The 14126-nt window shown below is 69.0% G+C and carries 16 protein-coding genes; 4 read left to right on the top strand and 12 right to left on the bottom strand.

From position 1 onward, the window contains the following. The first annotated feature begins 52 nt into the window (after positions 1-52). Entirely contained in the window at positions 53-1198 is a 1146-nt protein-coding gene (locus DMH03_RS33155) for a glycosyltransferase 87 family protein (RefSeq protein ID WP_125795910.1), read from the top strand. A 6-nt stretch (positions 1199-1204) separates the two neighbouring features. On the opposite strand, the gene DMH03_RS33150 is transcribed toward DMH03_RS33155, so the two are convergent. Genes DMH03_RS33150 through DMH03_RS33115 form a run of 8 tightly spaced genes read right to left on the bottom strand, consistent with a single transcriptional unit; the run spans position 1205 to position 7737 of the window. Further along, on the bottom strand, positions 1205-1444 hold the full coding sequence (locus DMH03_RS33150; RefSeq protein WP_125795909.1) for a hypothetical protein: 240 nt from the start codon (positions 1442-1444) through the stop codon (positions 1205-1207). Positions 1445-1449: 5 nt separating this feature from the next. Beyond that, entirely contained in the window at positions 1450-2799 is a 1350-nt protein-coding gene (locus tag DMH03_RS33145; protein ID WP_125795908.1) for a TRAP transporter large permease subunit, read from the bottom strand. Then, on the bottom strand, positions 2796-3494 hold the full coding sequence (locus DMH03_RS33140; protein ID WP_125795907.1) for a substrate-binding domain-containing protein: 699 nt from the start codon (positions 3492-3494) through the stop codon (positions 2796-2798). The genes DMH03_RS33145 and DMH03_RS33140 overlap by 4 nt, the downstream gene beginning before the upstream one ends. Beyond that, positions 3491-4138, bottom strand: coding sequence for a 3-oxo-tetronate 4-phosphate decarboxylase (otnC, locus tag DMH03_RS33135; RefSeq protein WP_125795906.1), 648 nt, complete (start codon positions 4136-4138; stop codon positions 3491-3493). The genes DMH03_RS33140 and otnC overlap by 4 nt, the downstream gene beginning before the upstream one ends. Next, a complete protein-coding gene (gene otnK, locus DMH03_RS33130; protein WP_125795905.1) occupies positions 4135-5370 on the bottom strand; it encodes a 3-oxo-tetronate kinase in 1236 nt (411 codons plus the stop codon). Before otnK ends, otnC begins: the two co-directional genes overlap by 4 nt. After that, positions 5367-5975 carry a hypothetical protein gene (locus tag DMH03_RS33125; RefSeq protein WP_125795904.1) on the bottom strand — a complete coding sequence of 203 codons (609 nt, stop codon included), beginning with the start codon at positions 5973-5975 and terminating at the stop codon, positions 5367-5369. Before DMH03_RS33125 ends, otnK begins: the two co-directional genes overlap by 4 nt. Next, on the bottom strand, positions 5972-6769 hold the full coding sequence (locus DMH03_RS33120) for a hydroxypyruvate isomerase family protein (protein WP_125795903.1): 798 nt from the start codon (positions 6767-6769) through the stop codon (positions 5972-5974). The genes DMH03_RS33125 and DMH03_RS33120 overlap by 4 nt, the downstream gene beginning before the upstream one ends. Beyond that, positions 6766-7737, bottom strand: a complete 972-nt coding sequence (locus DMH03_RS33115; RefSeq protein ID WP_125795902.1) for a phosphoglycerate dehydrogenase — start codon at positions 7735-7737, stop codon at positions 6766-6768. The genes DMH03_RS33120 and DMH03_RS33115 overlap by 4 nt, the downstream gene beginning before the upstream one ends. Before the next feature lie 126 nt (positions 7738-7863). On the opposite strand from DMH03_RS33115, the gene DMH03_RS33110 reads away from it, so the two are divergent. Next, on the top strand, positions 7864-8571 hold the full coding sequence (locus DMH03_RS33110) for a GntR family transcriptional regulator (protein WP_125795901.1): 708 nt from the start codon (positions 7864-7866) through the stop codon (positions 8569-8571). A gap of 75 nt (positions 8572-8646) precedes the next feature. Here DMH03_RS33110 and DMH03_RS33105 read toward each other — a convergent pair whose 3' ends face one another. Next, on the bottom strand, positions 8647-9726 hold the full coding sequence (locus DMH03_RS33105; RefSeq protein ID WP_125795900.1) for an epoxide hydrolase family protein: 1080 nt from the start codon (positions 9724-9726) through the stop codon (positions 8647-8649). A gap of 105 nt (positions 9727-9831) precedes the next feature. On the opposite strand from DMH03_RS33105, the gene DMH03_RS33100 reads away from it, so the two are divergent. Further along, positions 9832-10299 (top strand): MarR family winged helix-turn-helix transcriptional regulator, encoded by a 468-nt coding sequence (locus DMH03_RS33100; protein WP_125795899.1) that lies wholly within the window; start codon positions 9832-9834, stop codon positions 10297-10299. Between the two features lie 224 nt (positions 10300-10523). Here the strand turns inward: DMH03_RS33100 and DMH03_RS33095 are convergent, their stop codons facing one another. Next, a complete protein-coding gene (locus DMH03_RS33095) occupies positions 10524-11402 on the bottom strand; it encodes a LysR substrate-binding domain-containing protein (protein ID WP_125795898.1) in 879 nt (292 codons plus the stop codon). A 51-nt stretch (positions 11403-11453) separates the two neighbouring features. Continuing rightward, complete coding sequence (locus DMH03_RS33090; protein ID WP_125795897.1) at positions 11454-12209, bottom strand: SDR family oxidoreductase; 756 nt, start codon at positions 12207-12209, stop codon at positions 11454-11456. 152 nt (positions 12210-12361) lie between these two features. Here DMH03_RS33090 and DMH03_RS33085 point away from each other — a divergent pair, with 152 nt between their 5' ends. Further along, the gene (locus DMH03_RS33085; RefSeq protein ID WP_233611766.1) at positions 12362-13582 is read left to right on the top strand and encodes a hypothetical protein; all 1221 of its coding nucleotides are present in this window, start codon (positions 12362-12364) and stop codon (positions 13580-13582) included. Positions 13583-13604: 22 nt separating this feature from the next. On the opposite strand, the gene DMH03_RS33080 is transcribed toward DMH03_RS33085, so the two are convergent. Beyond that, positions 13605-14117 carry a CGNR zinc finger domain-containing protein gene (locus DMH03_RS33080; protein ID WP_125795895.1) on the bottom strand — a complete coding sequence of 171 codons (513 nt, stop codon included), beginning with the start codon at positions 14115-14117 and terminating at the stop codon, positions 13605-13607. Positions 14118-14126: the final 9 nt, after the last annotated feature.

The raw sequence follows: 14126 nt of genomic DNA, 5'->3' as shown, positions 1-14126 counted from the left end.
GACGGTTCCCCGGGGCGATGTTTCCCGGCGTGGTTCCGGAGATCGTTTCCCCATGGAGTGGTCAAGAGGGCGACGCGCCGCCCCGGCGCTGATCGTCGTCGGCGGAGCGATGACCGTATGCGCCCTGGTGGCGCTCGGCTGGTGGATCTCGGAGCTGCCGCTCGGCATCGATTCGGCGGTGTACCGGGCAGGCGGGTTCGCCGTGGTGGAAGGGGAAAGCCTCTATTCACCCTTGCGGGCGCTCCCCGAATGGGCGCCGGAGCTGCCGTTCACCTATCCGCCGTTCGCCGCGCTCCTGTTCACCTCGCTGACCGCGTTGCCCACCCAGCTGTGCTGGGGCCTGCTGGCACTGGCGGCCGCGCCGTCGCTCTACTTCGCGCTCCGCCCGTTCGCCGACCGGGCCCACCTGCCGCTTCTGCTGCTCGGCGCCTTCGCGCTTCAGCCGGTGTGGCAGACCATTGGCCTCGGCCAGGTCAACCTCGTCCTGATGGCCGCCGTGGTGACGGACCTGCTCCTCCTGCGTGATTCACGCTGGCGCGGGATCACGATCGGGATCGTCGCGGCCGTCAAACTGATCCCGCTGATCTTCATCGTCCATCTCCTGGTGGTGCGGCGTACCGCCGACGCGGCACGCGCGCTGGCGGCCTTTGTCGGCGCGACGGCGTTCGCGATGGTCGTCCTGCCTGCCGACTCCGTTCGCTTCTGGACTTCGGCGATCTTCAACGACCATTTCACCGAGATGAAGGGCTGGGTGGGAAACCAGTCGTGGCAGGGATTCGTCGCGCGGACCGGCCAGGAAGGACGGACGGCCACGCTGTTGATCGTGCTGTCCGGCGTGGCGTTCGCGGCGGTGTCGATGTGGCTCGTGCACCGCCTCCACCGAGCGGGTGACGACCGAGCCGCGGTGCTGGTCACGGCGGGATGCTCCCTGCTGATCAGCCCGATCTCGTGGACTCACCACTGGGTGTGGGTGGTGCCCGCGATCGGCCTCCTCGCCGCCAGGGGACGCCGCGGGGTGGCGCTGATGGTCGCCGTCCTGTTCACCGGATGGACGGTCGCCGTGGTCCCGGGCGGCGGGGGAGCGGAGCGCGACTGGAACCTCGCGGAGGCCTTGATCGGCAACGCCTACCTGATCTGCCTTCTCCTCGCGGGACTCGCTCGCCTACCCCGACGTATAACGCTATATACGTCGGGGTGACGCGCATCATTCGTCTGTATTCGGAGCGTTTTCGCGCCCTTCGCGCGTATAGAACAGAAGAAACGCCAGGATGCCCGCGATGCCGGCGACAACGCAGACACTGTCGGCGACATCGGTGCCGAAGGCCGTCACGATCGGGCCGGAACCGACGACGATGCCGAGGGTTTGCCCGGCGACGACCACGAAGCCGCCGACGAGGAACGCGAAGAGACAGACGCGGGTCGCGGCCAGCAGGATCCGATACACGGTGATCACGCTCCAGGGAGCCACAGCAGCCCGACGGCCATGAGGACGCCGAACAGCAGGGTGGGCAACAGGTAGTAGAGGACGACCGGGATGAAGATCCGGACCGGGTTGATCTCGGCGATACCCGCCGCGACGTACAGCGGGGCGGCGCCCGGTGGTGAGCATCCCTCCGAAGAGGCCCACACGAGGATCGCGGCGAAGGCGACGTGCGGCGGGATGCCGGCGGCGGTCAGCGCGGCGAACGCCACCGGGCCCACGGCGGCGACCGTGGACGTCGTGTTGAGCGGTCCGGCGACGAGCACGATGACGACGCCGACCACGATGGCGGCCACCAGCGGGGAGACGCCGGTGAGCCCTTCCAGGTAGGGCTTGAGCTGATCGTCCAGGCCGAGTGTCTTCAGCACGTTCGACGCGGCGAACGCCGAGATCATCGTGACGCCGACCAGGCCGAGCTTGGGTCCGACGGCGCCGAAGAGATCCCACCACTGCGCCCGCCCCTTCGGCAGCAGTTTCCGTTCGACGAGCAGGCCGACCAGCAGCATGACGATCGGCAGCCAGATGAGCAGCGGGATCGCGTCCGGGGCGTCGATGCCGATGCGAGCCGAGACGAAGTCCGCGGTCGGCGGGGCGGTGAGCAGGATCGGGACGGCGATCGAGCCGAGGACGACCAGTGACGGCCAGCCGACCTTGAACGACGCCCGCAGCGGATGGATGTCCTGCGGTTCCATCGCTTGCACGCCACGGCGTTTCACGATGACGTAGGCCATGATCAGCCGCATCCCCACCATCCACACGCCGGTGACGAAGATCGTCGGGACGATGTCGCCCGCGCTGAGCACCGGCAGCACGGTCGGGGCGGCGAGGAGGATGAAGAACGCGCCGCTGAAGGGGAAAGTGGCGCCGACACCGGCGTTTCCGGACAGCACCAGCGCGGCGGTCTCGCCGCTGGCCTTGGACCGTTTCATCCAGGGGATCGTGATCGACCCGACCGTGGCGACGATCGCGGCGCCGTTGTGGGCGACCGCGCCGAACAGTCCGGAAGCGACGGTCGCCGCGTAGGCCGAGCCACCTCGGCGGCGGCCGAGGAACGAGCTGAGGATGTCGACCATCCGTTGCACCAGGCCGGTCCTGGTGAGCAGTTCGCTGACGAAGACGAACGCCAGCGCGGCGAAGGTGATCTCGGACTTGAGGCCGTCGAGGAGGCTTTCCCAGGCGACGGCGAAGAAGTCCGTGCCCGCGAAGGCGGCGGTGACCAGGAAACCGACGACCATCGCCTCGCCGATGTTGCGTTTGAAGATCGCGTTCCACACGACGATGGCGGCGATGAACGCGACCAGCGCCAGGATCGCGTTCACGCGCGGACCCGGGATGTGTCACCCGTGACGAGGCCTGCGTCGTGGTAAGCGGTCATCGCCTCGGGGCTCGCGAGGAACCGCAGCAGGTCCGCGGCTTCGGCAGAGGCCGCAGGGCCGAGTGCGGCCGAGAGTTCGCTGTAGTGCTGGGCCTCGTCCGGAAGCGGTCCGACGATGCGGGCCTGCGGGACGAACTTCAGCTCACTGAGCTGCTGGACCGCGAGATCGGCGCGACCGTCGGTCACGGCGAGCGCGGTGAATCCCTTCTCCACGATGGTGGCCCGAGCGTTCACTTCCTCGGCGATGCCCAGGTCTTCGAGGAGCCGGGCGAAGTAGATGCCGCTCGCGCCGCTGCGGGAGTACGCGACGGATCGCGCGGAGGTGAGGGCCGTGCGAAGGGCGTCCACCGTGCCGATGCCGGGGTCGTCGAGTTCCGGCGCGGTCGCGATGCCGATCCCGCTTTTCGCCAGTACGACGCGGGATTCGGCGGTGACCGCGCCGAGCGCCTCCAGCTCGGCGAAGGCGCCGGAGACGGCGATCACGACGTCGGGTTCGGCGCCCTCCTTGATCTTCTCGACCAGGATGGTGGTGGGGTCGTAGGTGACGTCGACGTCGACGCCGTGCTTCTTCGTGAACGCGTGCAGCAACACGTCGTCGAGCGCCTTCTTGACGGAGAGGGCGGTGAAGAGGGTGATCACGGGGTGTCCCTTCGGGCGGGTGGGGAGTGGAGGGCGTCGCGCTGACGGTCGGTCAGCGGCCGGGCCGGACGGCCTCGCAGGAGCAGGAAGATCTCCGCGGTGTGCTCGAGTTCTTCGAGCGTGTCCAAGGCGGTGTCGAGGTTCGTCCCGGCGACGACCGGGCCGTGGTTGGCGAGCAGCAGAGCCGGATGGTCGACGGCGGCGCGAGCGATCGGCTCGGCGACGCCGGGGTCGCCCGGCGGGTGGAAGGGGAGCAGCGGGAGGCGGCCGACCCGCATCGCGAAGTACGCGGTCAGCGGCGGGATGGCGTCGTCCGGGTCGAGACCGTCCAGGCACGAGACGGCGGCGGAATGGGGCGAGTGGGTGTGCACGACCGCGTTGTCGGAAGGACGCTGCCGGAGCACGGTCGCGTGGAAGAAGGCTTCCTTCGACGGCGGCGGTCCGGCGAGGTGGTTTCCGTCGGCGTCGACGACGGACAGATCTCCCGGTCGCACCGTGCCGAGGCAGGCCCCGGTGGGCGTGACGAGGATCTGCTCGCCGTGGCGCACGGAGATGTTGCCTGTGCGGCCGTGGGTGAGGCCCCGGTCGTAGAGGGATCGCGCCGCGGCGATGACGCGTTCGCGGTGGAGCCGGTCGGCACTCATGAGCCGGACGCCGTCGCGAGGAGGTCCGGATCGCCGAAGTTGCCGGACTTGAGCAGCAGCGCGGGCCGGTCGTCGCCCACGGGGTGGATCCACGGCACGCCGGGCGCGGCTTCCGCCCCGATGACGCCGCCGTGGACGTCGAGTGCGGTGACGATCGCGCCGGAGGTCTCGCCGCCGGCCGCCACGAGCCGGCGCACCCCGCGTTGGACGAGCCCGACGGCGATGAGCCCGGTCGCCTTCTCCAGGATTTCAGCGGATCTCGCCACGCCCAGTTCCTGTTGGGTGCGCTTGAGATCCGCCGGACTCGACGACGAGTAGACGAGCGGTCCGGGTGCGGTCAGGGAGTCGTACCAGGCGAGTGCTTCGGCCGCGAGGGCGTCCGGATCCGGTGTCGTCACCGGGTCGAGCCGGTACGCGGGGCGGCCGAGACTCGTCATGACGGCGACCTGTTCGAGCGTTCGTGCCGAGCAGCTTCCGGACAGGACGGCGGCCGGGCCGGTCGGGGTGGGCGCCTCGGTGACCGGAGGCGCGGTGGAGGCCCGTGCGGCCGCGAGTCCGGCCGCGAGACCTGCCGCTCCCGCGACGAGGGGTGAGTTCACCGCGACCCGGCCCAGCAGCCGCAGATCGTCTTCGGTGAGCGCGTCGACGAGCACGTAGCCGGTCTCGCTCTGGATCGCCGCGCGCACGGCGGTTTCCCCGCGCCGGACGACGTCGTGCGTGATCAGGGCGACCGGGGTGTCGGTCTGCGCCCGCAGCAACCGGGGTAGATGCGAGTCCGTCATCGGGGTCGCGGGATGGTCGCGCATGGGCGACTCCGCGAGCAGGGTGTCGCCGACGAAGAGATGGCCCTGGTACTGCGTGCGGCCGTGCTCCGGTGAACTCGGCGTCATCACGACGCCGCCGGGCGGCGACGCCTGCGACAGCGCGTCGAGCACCGGGCCGATGTTGCCGCGCGGCGTCGAGTCGAAAGTGGAGCAGTACTTGAAGTAGATCTGCTCCGCCTGCCGGTTTCGCAGCCACCGCACCGCTTCCAAGGACGCCGCAACCGCTTCGCCTGCCGGGATCGCGCGGCTCTTCAGGGCGATCACGATCGCGTCGTGCGGTGGTGTCGCCTCGTCTTCGGGTGGTACGCCGAAGAACAGCAGGGTGCGTAGTCCGCCCCGGCGGAAGGCCGCGGCGACGTCGGTCGCGCCGGTGAAGTCGTCGGCGATCGCGCCGAGCGTGCCGGTCATTCGCCGATCACCGCCTTCAGCCTCGCCGCGGCGCTGCGAGGCCCGGACACGACGGGTACGCCGAGTGCGGCTGACAGCTCATCCGCGGCGGGGGCGAGGGAGTACTGGGCGAGCAGGACGAGATCCCATCCGACGGCTCGCGCCCGGCACGTTTCGACGAGCCTGTCCGGCGCGAGCACTCCGCCGACCTCGACGGTGATCCCCTTGTCGCGTGCCGCCTGCTCGAAACGTGCCGTGGAGTCGCTCAGCGCCGAGGCCAGCGAGGCGACCACAAGGATCCGGGTGTGACCGCTGGAAAGCGCGTCGTCGAAGGCCGCTTCGTCGGGCGCGAGAAGCGGGACCGGCGCGTCGACCTGCTTCGTGACCTCGCCGTAGAGCGAGCACGTGAGCAGCACGCCGTCGGCGCCGCCGGCGACCGCGTAGTCGATGAGGCGGCGCATCCGGCCGTCCAAAGCGGACGTGCGGCCGTCTTCCCCGACGTCGGCCAGCAGCCGGTCGTCGAGGATGTTCCAAGGCTGGGCCCGCGGGAATCCGGTCGCCAGCGCGTTCACCGCCGGCGGGATCGCGGCCGGTGTGGCGCTGATCAATGCGATACGCGGGCTCATCGGACGTGCTCCTCGATCCAGCTCAGACCTGCTTCGGTGCTGGTGGCGGGCTTGTACTCGCAGCCGATCCAGCCGTCGTAGCCCTCGGAGTTCAGGGTGTCGAAGACGTCGGCCCAGGGAATGCCGCCGGTACCGGGTTCGCCCCGGCCGGGTGAGTCGGCGATCTGCAGGTGGGCGGCGCGGGGCAGGAATTCCCGTAGCGCCGTGACGACGTCCTTCTCGTCGATGGAGGCGTGGTAGACGTCGAAGAGCAGAGACACGTGGGGTTCGTCGATCGCGTCGGTCACCGCTGCCGCGTGTGCCTGGTCGTCGAGGGCGAAGCCCGGCGCGTCCTGTTTGTTCTGTGCCTCCAGCAGTAGCCGGACGCCGCTGCCGCGAGCCTGATCCGCCGCCCAGGCGATGTTCGCGACGTACTGCGCGAAGGCACGGTCACGGGAGACGCCGGCGGGCCGGATCCCGGCGGGCAGGTGCAGGAAGGTGCTGCCCAGTGCCACGGCGTACTCGAGGCCGAGTTCCACTCCTGCGCGGAATTCGGCCGCACGGCCGGGCAGGCACGCGTAACCGAGCCGTTCGGGAGAGCCGGGTTCGCCGGTGGGGGAGTTGATGAGGATCTGGGTCAGTCCCGCGTCGGCGAGGCGGCGGGCGAGCGTGGCGGCGGGGAAGGCGTACGGCGAGGCGTACTCGACGGCGGTGAAACCGGCGGCCGCGGCCGCGTCGAAGCGCTGTTCGAAGGGGAGTTCCGTGAACAGCCACTTGAGGTTGGCGTCGAGCCGGAGTCCATTGTGGAGGATCATCGGCGGTATCCGGGGTTGACGAGGTTGCCGGGAGTGCGTCCCCGCAGGACGTCGATCACCTGCTGGGCGGCCATCAGGCTGGAGCGGGACCTTGCCTGTTCCGTCGCCGCGCCGATATGCGCGGTGACCAGGACGTTGTCGAGCCTGCGCAGCCTGCTGTCGAGTGGCAAGGGCTCCTCCGTGAGCACGTCCAGGGCCGCGCCCGCCAGCGCGCCGTTCTCCAGCGCGTCGGCGAGGGCTTCCTCGTCCACCACTTCTCCGCGTGCCGTGTTGATCAGGAAAGCCCCGGGTTTCACCTTTCGCAGCGCGGACGCGTCGATCAGGTGACGGGTGGAGTCGTCGAGGAAGATGTGCAGGCTGAGGAAGTCGGCTTCCGCCAGTACTTCGTCGAAGGTGCGGGCTTCGACGCCGGTCTCCGCCAGGAAGTCCCGGTCCGGGTACGGATCGTGGGCGACGACCCGCATCCCGAGCGCCAGCCCCAGCCGGGCCACGGTCTTGCCGATCGAACCCAGCCCGATCAGGCCGAGCACGGCGCCGTCGAGTTCCCGTCCGCTGCGCTGCTCCCAGCGACCTTCCCGGACGCTCGCGATGTTCTGCGGGATCAGCCGTGCGCAGTTGAGCATGAGGGCCAGGACGTGTTCGGCGACGGAGCGGCGGTTCGCGCCCGGGGTGTAGGTGACGGCCACGCCGTGGCGGGTCGCCGCGTCGAGGTCGATGTTGTCGTAGCCGACACCGCAGCGGCCGAACACCTTGAGCCTGGGCGCGGCCTCGATGACGGCGGCGGGGAAGGCGTCGGTGCCCGCGACGATCCCGTCGGCCTCACGGACGAGGTCGGCCAGGGGAGTGCCGGTGGCTTCGCGTTGCGCGGGGGTGGTGAAGACGGTGTCGGAACCCGCGTCCGAGAGCAGCTTGTCGACCTCGCCGCCGGGCTTCAGATACGAGGTCGTCACGAGTACGCGCATGGTCATCCGGTTCGTTTCTCCTGTTCGAAGCTGCCTGATGGAAATACTATAGGATTCGTGTCAATACTATAGCTAGGCAAGATCGAACCGATCCGGCGCGCGGGATATCGTGATGCGACTAAGGAGGGACCTATGACTTCCCCGCGGAGGTCCGGACGACAGCCGCTCGCCGACCGGATGTACGAGGTACTGCTGGGGCAGTTCACCGACGGCCGATGGTCCGCGGGCGAGCCGGTCAACATCGGTGCGCTGTCACGGGAACTCGACGTCAGTCAGACGCCGCTGCGGGAAGCGCTGGCGCGGCTGGAACACACCGGGCTCGTCCGCCGCGAGGCGCTCAAGGGCTACCGGGTCGCCCCGCTGCTCACCGAGTTCGAGCTGGTGAAGCTGATGGACGCGCGGCTGGTCCTCGAACCCGCGCTCGCCTACGAGGCCGCCCGCCGGACGACGCCCGAGTTCCTCGAAGAGGTCCTGGAGAGCGTCGACGACCTCGCGCGGGCGGCCACCTCGCCGGACACCGCGGCCTTCAGCGCGTACTGGACCATCGACGAACGATTCCACCTGCTCATCGCCGCCCAGGCGGACAATCCGTTCCTGGAGAAGGCATACCGGTCACTCGGGGGACAGGTGCAGCGGTTCCGGTTCTTCGCGAAGCTCGGGTCCGCCAGGGGAGCGCCCGGGCTGGCGGCGGAGGAGCATCGCGCCGTGTACGACGCCTTGGTGGCGGGGGAGCCCGACGAGGCGGCCGCTCGGATGCGCCGGCACATCGAGAACGCCAAGCAGCGCGTCCTGGAAGACCGGAAGTCGGTCGAGGCGGCGGAACTCCCGACCGTTCGCTGACCTTTCTTCAAGTGTATAACGCCCTATACGCTGGGGCTGGCTTCAAAAAATCATCAGTGTTATCGGAAAACACTGCTAAGACGTGGACAGCCCGAGGAAGAAAGTCCGGATGTCGTCGGCCAGGAGGTCCGGCGCCTCCATCGCGGCGAAGTGCCCGCCGCGCTCGAACTCCGACCAGTGCCTGATGTCGTACAGCCGCTCGGCCAGTGGTCGCACCGACTGCGTGATGTCGTGCGGGAACACCGCCACGCCGAGTGGGACCGGGCACGGCTCGGTGCCGCGCGCGGCCTCGTGGTGCAGTCGCGCGGAGGAGGCCGCGGTCGCGGTCAGCCAGTACAGGGAGATGTCGGTGAGCATCCGGTCGTCGCTGACCGGCGAGCGGGGATCGGTCCACTGCGCGAAACGCTCGGCGATCCAGGCCAGCTGGCCGACCGGCGAATCCGTCAGCGCGTAGCCGATGGTCTGCGGGGTCGCGGCCTGCAGGGCCTGATACGGCGGCCGGTTCGCCATCAGCCGCCGGACCTTGTCCAGCCGGGCTTCGTCCTTTTCGGACAGTTCGACACCGGCGTCCGGCCGGGTCGGCAGGTAGTTGACGTGTACGCCGACGACCTGTTCGGGGGCCACCGTGCCGAGTGCGATCGAGATGCCCGAGCCGAAGTCGCCACCCTGTGCGCCGTAGTGCTCGTATCCGAGCCTGTGCATCAGCTCGGCCCAAGCTCGCGCGATCCGGGTGAGGTCCCAGCCGCGTTCGTGGGTCGGGCCGGAGAATCCGTAGCCGGGGATGGACGGGATGACCAGGTGGAAGTCGCGTGACAGCGGCTCGATCACGTCGAGGAACTCCAGGAACGAACCGGGCCAGCCGTGGGTGAGGATCAGCGCGAGGGCGTCCGGGTTCGCGGACCGGACGTGGACGAAGTGGATGTTCTGGCCTTCGATCTCGGTGGTGAAGTGTGGAAGCTCGTTGAGCGCGGCTTCGTGTGCGCGCCAGTCGTAACCGGTGCGCCAGTGCTCGGCCAGTTCCTTGAGGCGGGCCAGCGGAAAGCCGTAGTCCGAGCCGGCGTCGGTGATCTCGTTGGGCCAGCGGGTGCGGGACAGGCGGTCGTGGAGATCGTCGAGGTCGGCCTGGGGGATGTCGATGCGGAAGGGTTTGATCATGGTCTTTTGCTCCCAGTGGTTGCCTAAACGTTTAGGCGACTAACGTTTGGTCTCCGAACGATACCGTAATCGTTCGGGCTCCCAACGATTGGTTAGACTCGTCACATGGAGAACTCGTCCGGAGAGCCGCCTGCCCGATGGCGCGGTCTGCCCAGCTGGCTGCTCACGCAGACCGCGAACCACGCCCATCGCCTGGTGACCGACGGGTTCTCCGCCGTCGACGCCCGTGGCTACCACTACCGCGTACTGGCGACGCTGGAGGAGTACGGGCCCGCCAGTCAGGCGACGCTGGGTCGCCGCAGTGGGATCCACGTCAGCGAGATGGTCGCGACGATCAACGAACTCGCCGAACGCGAACTGGTCGAGCGTGCCCCGGACCCCGCCGATCGGCGGCGCAACGTCATCTCGCTGACCACCGCGGGGAAGCGGCAGTTGCGGAGGCTGGAGAAACAGCTGGCCGAGCGCCAGGACGAACTGCTGGAACCGCTGTCACCCGGCGAGCGGAAGCAGTTCAGCGAGTTGCTGTCGAAGCTGCTGGATCACCACGATCGGCGAACCGGCGAGGCCTCGTGAGTGGCGATTCGGACTCTCTTGAGGGTGACCCTCGGTACCTGCTGACCGCTGGCTTCGGCTGATCGCGGGCCCGCGGTCCGTGAAGGCCTTCCCCAAGTACATGAAGGACCCCTTCCTTGCGCCTAGGTACAGGAAGGGGGCCTTCATGTACTTCAACCCGGCATCACGCAAGAAGCGCCACAGGTCACGCAGTAGGTACCTAGTCCTTCAGAGGCCCGTGCGCCTCAGGAGAAACCCTGGGCAGACGCGAGAAAGGCTTGGCGAGCGTCGGAAGTGCCGTGCTGGGGCCAAAGGGCCTGAAGCGGGACGTGTACCGCCGGTTCCAGCCGCAGGACACACACCGCGCCGCCGGCCGCCGGTCCGGGCGCCGCGGTCACGAAGGCGACGCCGTCGGTGTCGAGTACGGCGGTGACCGGTGGTGTTCCCTGGATGGGGTTGCGGCGCACGCGTGGCTCGAATCCCGCGTCACGGCAGAGATTGACGAGCAGATCGGTGTACCCGGAGCGGCCGGGATGTCCCCAGACGGTGATCTCCTCGTCGGCGAGGTCGCTCAGCTGGAGGTCGTCGCGTCCGGCGAGGCGGTGGCCGGCCGCGACGGCGACGTTGAGCGGCTGCCGGATCAGGGTGGTGCCGACGAGGCCGTGCGCGAGGGTCAGGGCGCGGCCGAGGCCGAGATCGAGTTGTCCGCCGAGTAGTTGCGCGACGAGTTCGTCGGGATAGCGCTGGTTGACGTCGATGATCAGCCCGGGGTCGGGCTGGTGCTTCCGGAGCAGGGCGGTGACCTCGTCGCCGGTGACCGCGGGGGTGTGGCCGACGCGGAGTCGTTCCGGTTCGCTCCTGCCGATGCGCCGGGCGCGCTGGACGGCGGAGTCGGCGATGCCGTGCAGGAGGTGGGCGTCGGCGATGAGTGCCTGTCCGGCGGGGAGGACGGTGACGCCGGTGGCGCTCCGCTCGAGCAGGGGGACGCCGACTTCCCGCTCGAGCGTGCGCACCGAGGTCGACAGCGCCTGCTGGCTCAGGTGCAGCCGGGTCGCCGCGCGGGTGAAGCTGCCTTCTTCCGCGACGGCGATGAGGTGGTTCAGCTTGTACAGGTCCAGGCCCACCCCGGGGTTCCCCTTCGTGTTCGGTCTGCGGCGTCTCGGTCAGCGTAGGGGTCAGCGGGTGGTGTAGCCGCCGTTCGGGAACATCGTCTGGCCGGTGAACCAGCCGCCGTCGGTGGCAAGGAACCGGATGATCGGCACGATGTCCTCGATCTTCGTGAGGCGTCCACCCATGGCCTGAGACTTGTGGAACTCGACCCGTTCGGGCGTTTCCTGCGGGTAGAAGAACGGGGTGTCCATCGGGCCGGGGGCGACGACGTTGACCGAGATGCCGCGGTCGGCGAACTCTTTGGCGGCCGCCCTGGTGAAGTGCTCCAGTGGGGCTTTGCCGCCGGCGTAGGTGGAGTAGCCGTCGGTGAAGGCCGCCAGCAGTGAGGTGCCGAGGCTGATGATCTTGCCGTTGTCGGAAAGACGCCGTCCGGCTTCCTGGATGAAGAAGTAGGCGGCTTTCGCGTTGACCGCGAACATGCGGTCGTACTCCTCCTCGGTGGTTTCGAGGATCGGTTTGCGCAGGACCATGCCGGTGGTGTTGACCGCGATGTCGGCGCGGCCGAAGTTGTCGATCGCGGTGTCGAAGAGGCGGCGGACGTCGGCGACCCTGGTCAGGTCGCCTTGGACGGCGATGGCTTCGGAGCCGGTGCCGCGGACGGCTTCGACGGTCTTCTCGGCGTCGGCCGCGGAGGTGTCGCCGTGGTAGTGGACGACGACCTTGGCGCCGGCCTCGGCGAGGGTGGTGGAGAGGAGTCCACCGAGGTTCTTCGCGCCGCCGGCGATGATCGCGACCGTGTCGTTGAGGTTCTGTTCGCTCATGGTTCCGACCGTAGGAGCCGTGGGCGGGGGCTGGGAAACACAAGATCGAGGTGGGCTCACAAGCCTGGTTTGTGGCCTTCCCCACCTGCTTTCGAGCTGTGAATCTTCGGGATCGAACGGCGAAATGACCTCACATTGTGGACACTCTGATCGTGCTTCGAGAAGTCGACGACCTTGATCAACCCGCCGTTCCCGAGACGGCGCCCCGGCAGGGGCGTCCGGCGCGTGTGTTCGAGAGAGTCCTCGACAGACTGGCCTGGTCGCCTTACCCGAGGGCGATCGCGCTGTATCTGGTGATCCGCACGGCGAGTGTCCAGTTGCTGGATCTGCTGGCCTCCCGGCGCGGGGCGACGCTGACCGATCGGCTGACCGCGTGGGACGGTCAGTGGTACCTGCGGCTGGCGGTGCACGGGTACGCGGATCTGCCGGGGACCCTGGACGCGGCGAGGCAGCCGTATTCGGACGCGCCGATGGCGTTCTTCCCGCTGTATCCGAAGCTCGTCGGCGCGGTGATGTGGCTCGGGCCCGACGTTGTGACCGCGGCGCTGACGGTGTCGGTGATCGCTGGTCTCGTGCTGGCGTGCGGGCTGATCCGGATCGGGCGGGCGGTGTCGCCGGATCGGGGTGACCGGACCGGGTTGCTGCTGGTGGCGTTGTGGGCCGGGGCGCCGATGGCGATCGTGTTCTCGATGGCTTACACGGAGGCGGTTTTCTGCGCGTTCGCGGTGTGGGCGCTGGTGGGGGTGCTGGAGCGGCGCTGGATGCTGGCCGGGTTGTGCGCTTTCGGGGCCGGGTTGTCCCGGTCGACGGCGGTGGTGCTGGTCGCGGTGGTCGTCGTGGCGGCGTTGATCGCGGTCTTCCGGCGCACGGAGAAGCGCTGGTGGGCGTTGGCGGGTGCGGTGGTCGCGCCGTTGGGGGTGGCGGGGTACCTGGGGTTCGTCGCGTACCGGACGGGTAGTTGGACCGGCTGGCAGGACATCGAGTTGCGGGGCTGGAACACCGAGTTCGATTTCGGGGCGGAGACGGCGGATTCGGTGCTGGCGCGGTTGACCGGGGACGAGTCGGTGTTCAGCACGTTGACGGTGTTGTTGCTGCTGGGTGCGGTGGCGTTGGCCGTTGTGGCGGCGTTGATCCGGGTGCCGTGGCCGTTGACGCTGTACGGCGTCGGGGTGCTGTTGCTGGCGATCGGGACGCGGGGGCTGCCGGACGCGAAGATCCGGTTCATCCTGCCTGCTTTCCCGGTGCTGATCCCGATCGCGATCGGGTTGTCGAAGCGGCGGACGGTGACGGCGGTGGCGGCCGCGGCGTCGTGGGTGGTCCTGGGCGCGTGGTTCTCGGCGCATGCCCTGACGGCCTGGAGGTACGCGATCTAGACCGAACTCTCGCACCGGGCGTCTAGCCGGCCTGCCGGGTGCGGTGGTCGGCGACGTGGACCCTGGTGCCGCAGCGGGTCGAGCAGAAGCGGCGCCGGCCGTTGCGGGAGACGTCGACGTAGACGGTTTCGCAGCCTTCGCGTGAGCAGACGCCGAAGCGATCCGGGGCGTCGCAGACGAGGTGCGCGAGCCCGCCCGCGGTGTAGGCCCGGACCCGGGAGACGGTGCCGGCGTGCGCGTCGACGTAGTGCAGGTGGGGGGCTTTGCCGTCGTGGGTGGAGATGTAGGGCTTGGACGCGGAGTCGTGGAGCAGTGCGTTGACCAGGTCGACGCGTGTGGCCGGGTCGGCTTCGAAGACGTGCCGGAGTCGCTGGGTCCAGGTGATGATCTCGGTCGATTCGTGTTCCTGGACGGCGGGGACGGTCATGCGGTCTTTGAAGATCGCGGTGAGGGTGGCTGGTCCGGCGGCGTCGCCGAGATTGACCAGTTCGGCGGCGATCTGCGCCGCCGCTCCGCCGTAAGGGTTGAAGTGCATTGAATCATT

The organism is Amycolatopsis sp. WAC 01376 (assembly GCF_003947415.1).
GTDB lineage: Bacteria > Actinomycetota > Actinomycetes > Mycobacteriales > Pseudonocardiaceae > Amycolatopsis.
This window is presented reverse-complemented; position numbering and strand designations above follow the sequence as displayed.

Excerpts from the sequence above, each read along its gene's own strand:
- DMH03_RS33100 (WP_125795899.1), top strand. The coding sequence starts at position 9,832 with ATGGAGAACTCGTCCGGAGAGCCGCCTGCCCGATGGCGCGGTCTGCCC.
- DMH03_RS33120 (WP_125795903.1), bottom strand. The coding sequence starts at position 6,769 with ATGATCCTCCACAATGGACTCCGGCTCGACGCCAACCTCAAGTGGCTG.
- DMH03_RS33090 (WP_125795897.1), bottom strand. The coding sequence starts at position 12,209 with ATGAGCGAACAGAACCTCAACGACACGGTCGCGATCATCGCCGGCGGC.
- otnC (WP_125795906.1), bottom strand. The coding sequence starts at position 4,138 with ATGAGTGCCGACCGGCTCCACCGCGAACGCGTCATCGCCGCGGCGCGA.
- DMH03_RS33110 (WP_125795901.1), top strand. The coding sequence starts at position 7,864 with ATGACTTCCCCGCGGAGGTCCGGACGACAGCCGCTCGCCGACCGGATG.
- DMH03_RS33080 (WP_125795895.1), bottom strand. The coding sequence starts at position 14,117 with ATGCACTTCAACCCTTACGGCGGAGCGGCGGCGCAGATCGCCGCCGAA.
- DMH03_RS33125 (WP_125795904.1), bottom strand. The coding sequence starts at position 5,975 with ATGAGCCCGCGTATCGCATTGATCAGCGCCACACCGGCCGCGATCCCG.
- DMH03_RS33105 (WP_125795900.1), bottom strand. The coding sequence starts at position 9,726 with ATGATCAAACCCTTCCGCATCGACATCCCCCAGGCCGACCTCGACGAT.
- DMH03_RS33115 (WP_125795902.1), bottom strand. The coding sequence starts at position 7,737 with ATGACCATGCGCGTACTCGTGACGACCTCGTATCTGAAGCCCGGCGGC.
- otnK (WP_125795905.1), bottom strand. The coding sequence starts at position 5,370 with ATGACCGGCACGCTCGGCGCGATCGCCGACGACTTCACCGGCGCGACC.
- DMH03_RS33155 (WP_125795910.1), top strand. The coding sequence starts at position 53 with ATGGAGTGGTCAAGAGGGCGACGCGCCGCCCCGGCGCTGATCGTCGTC.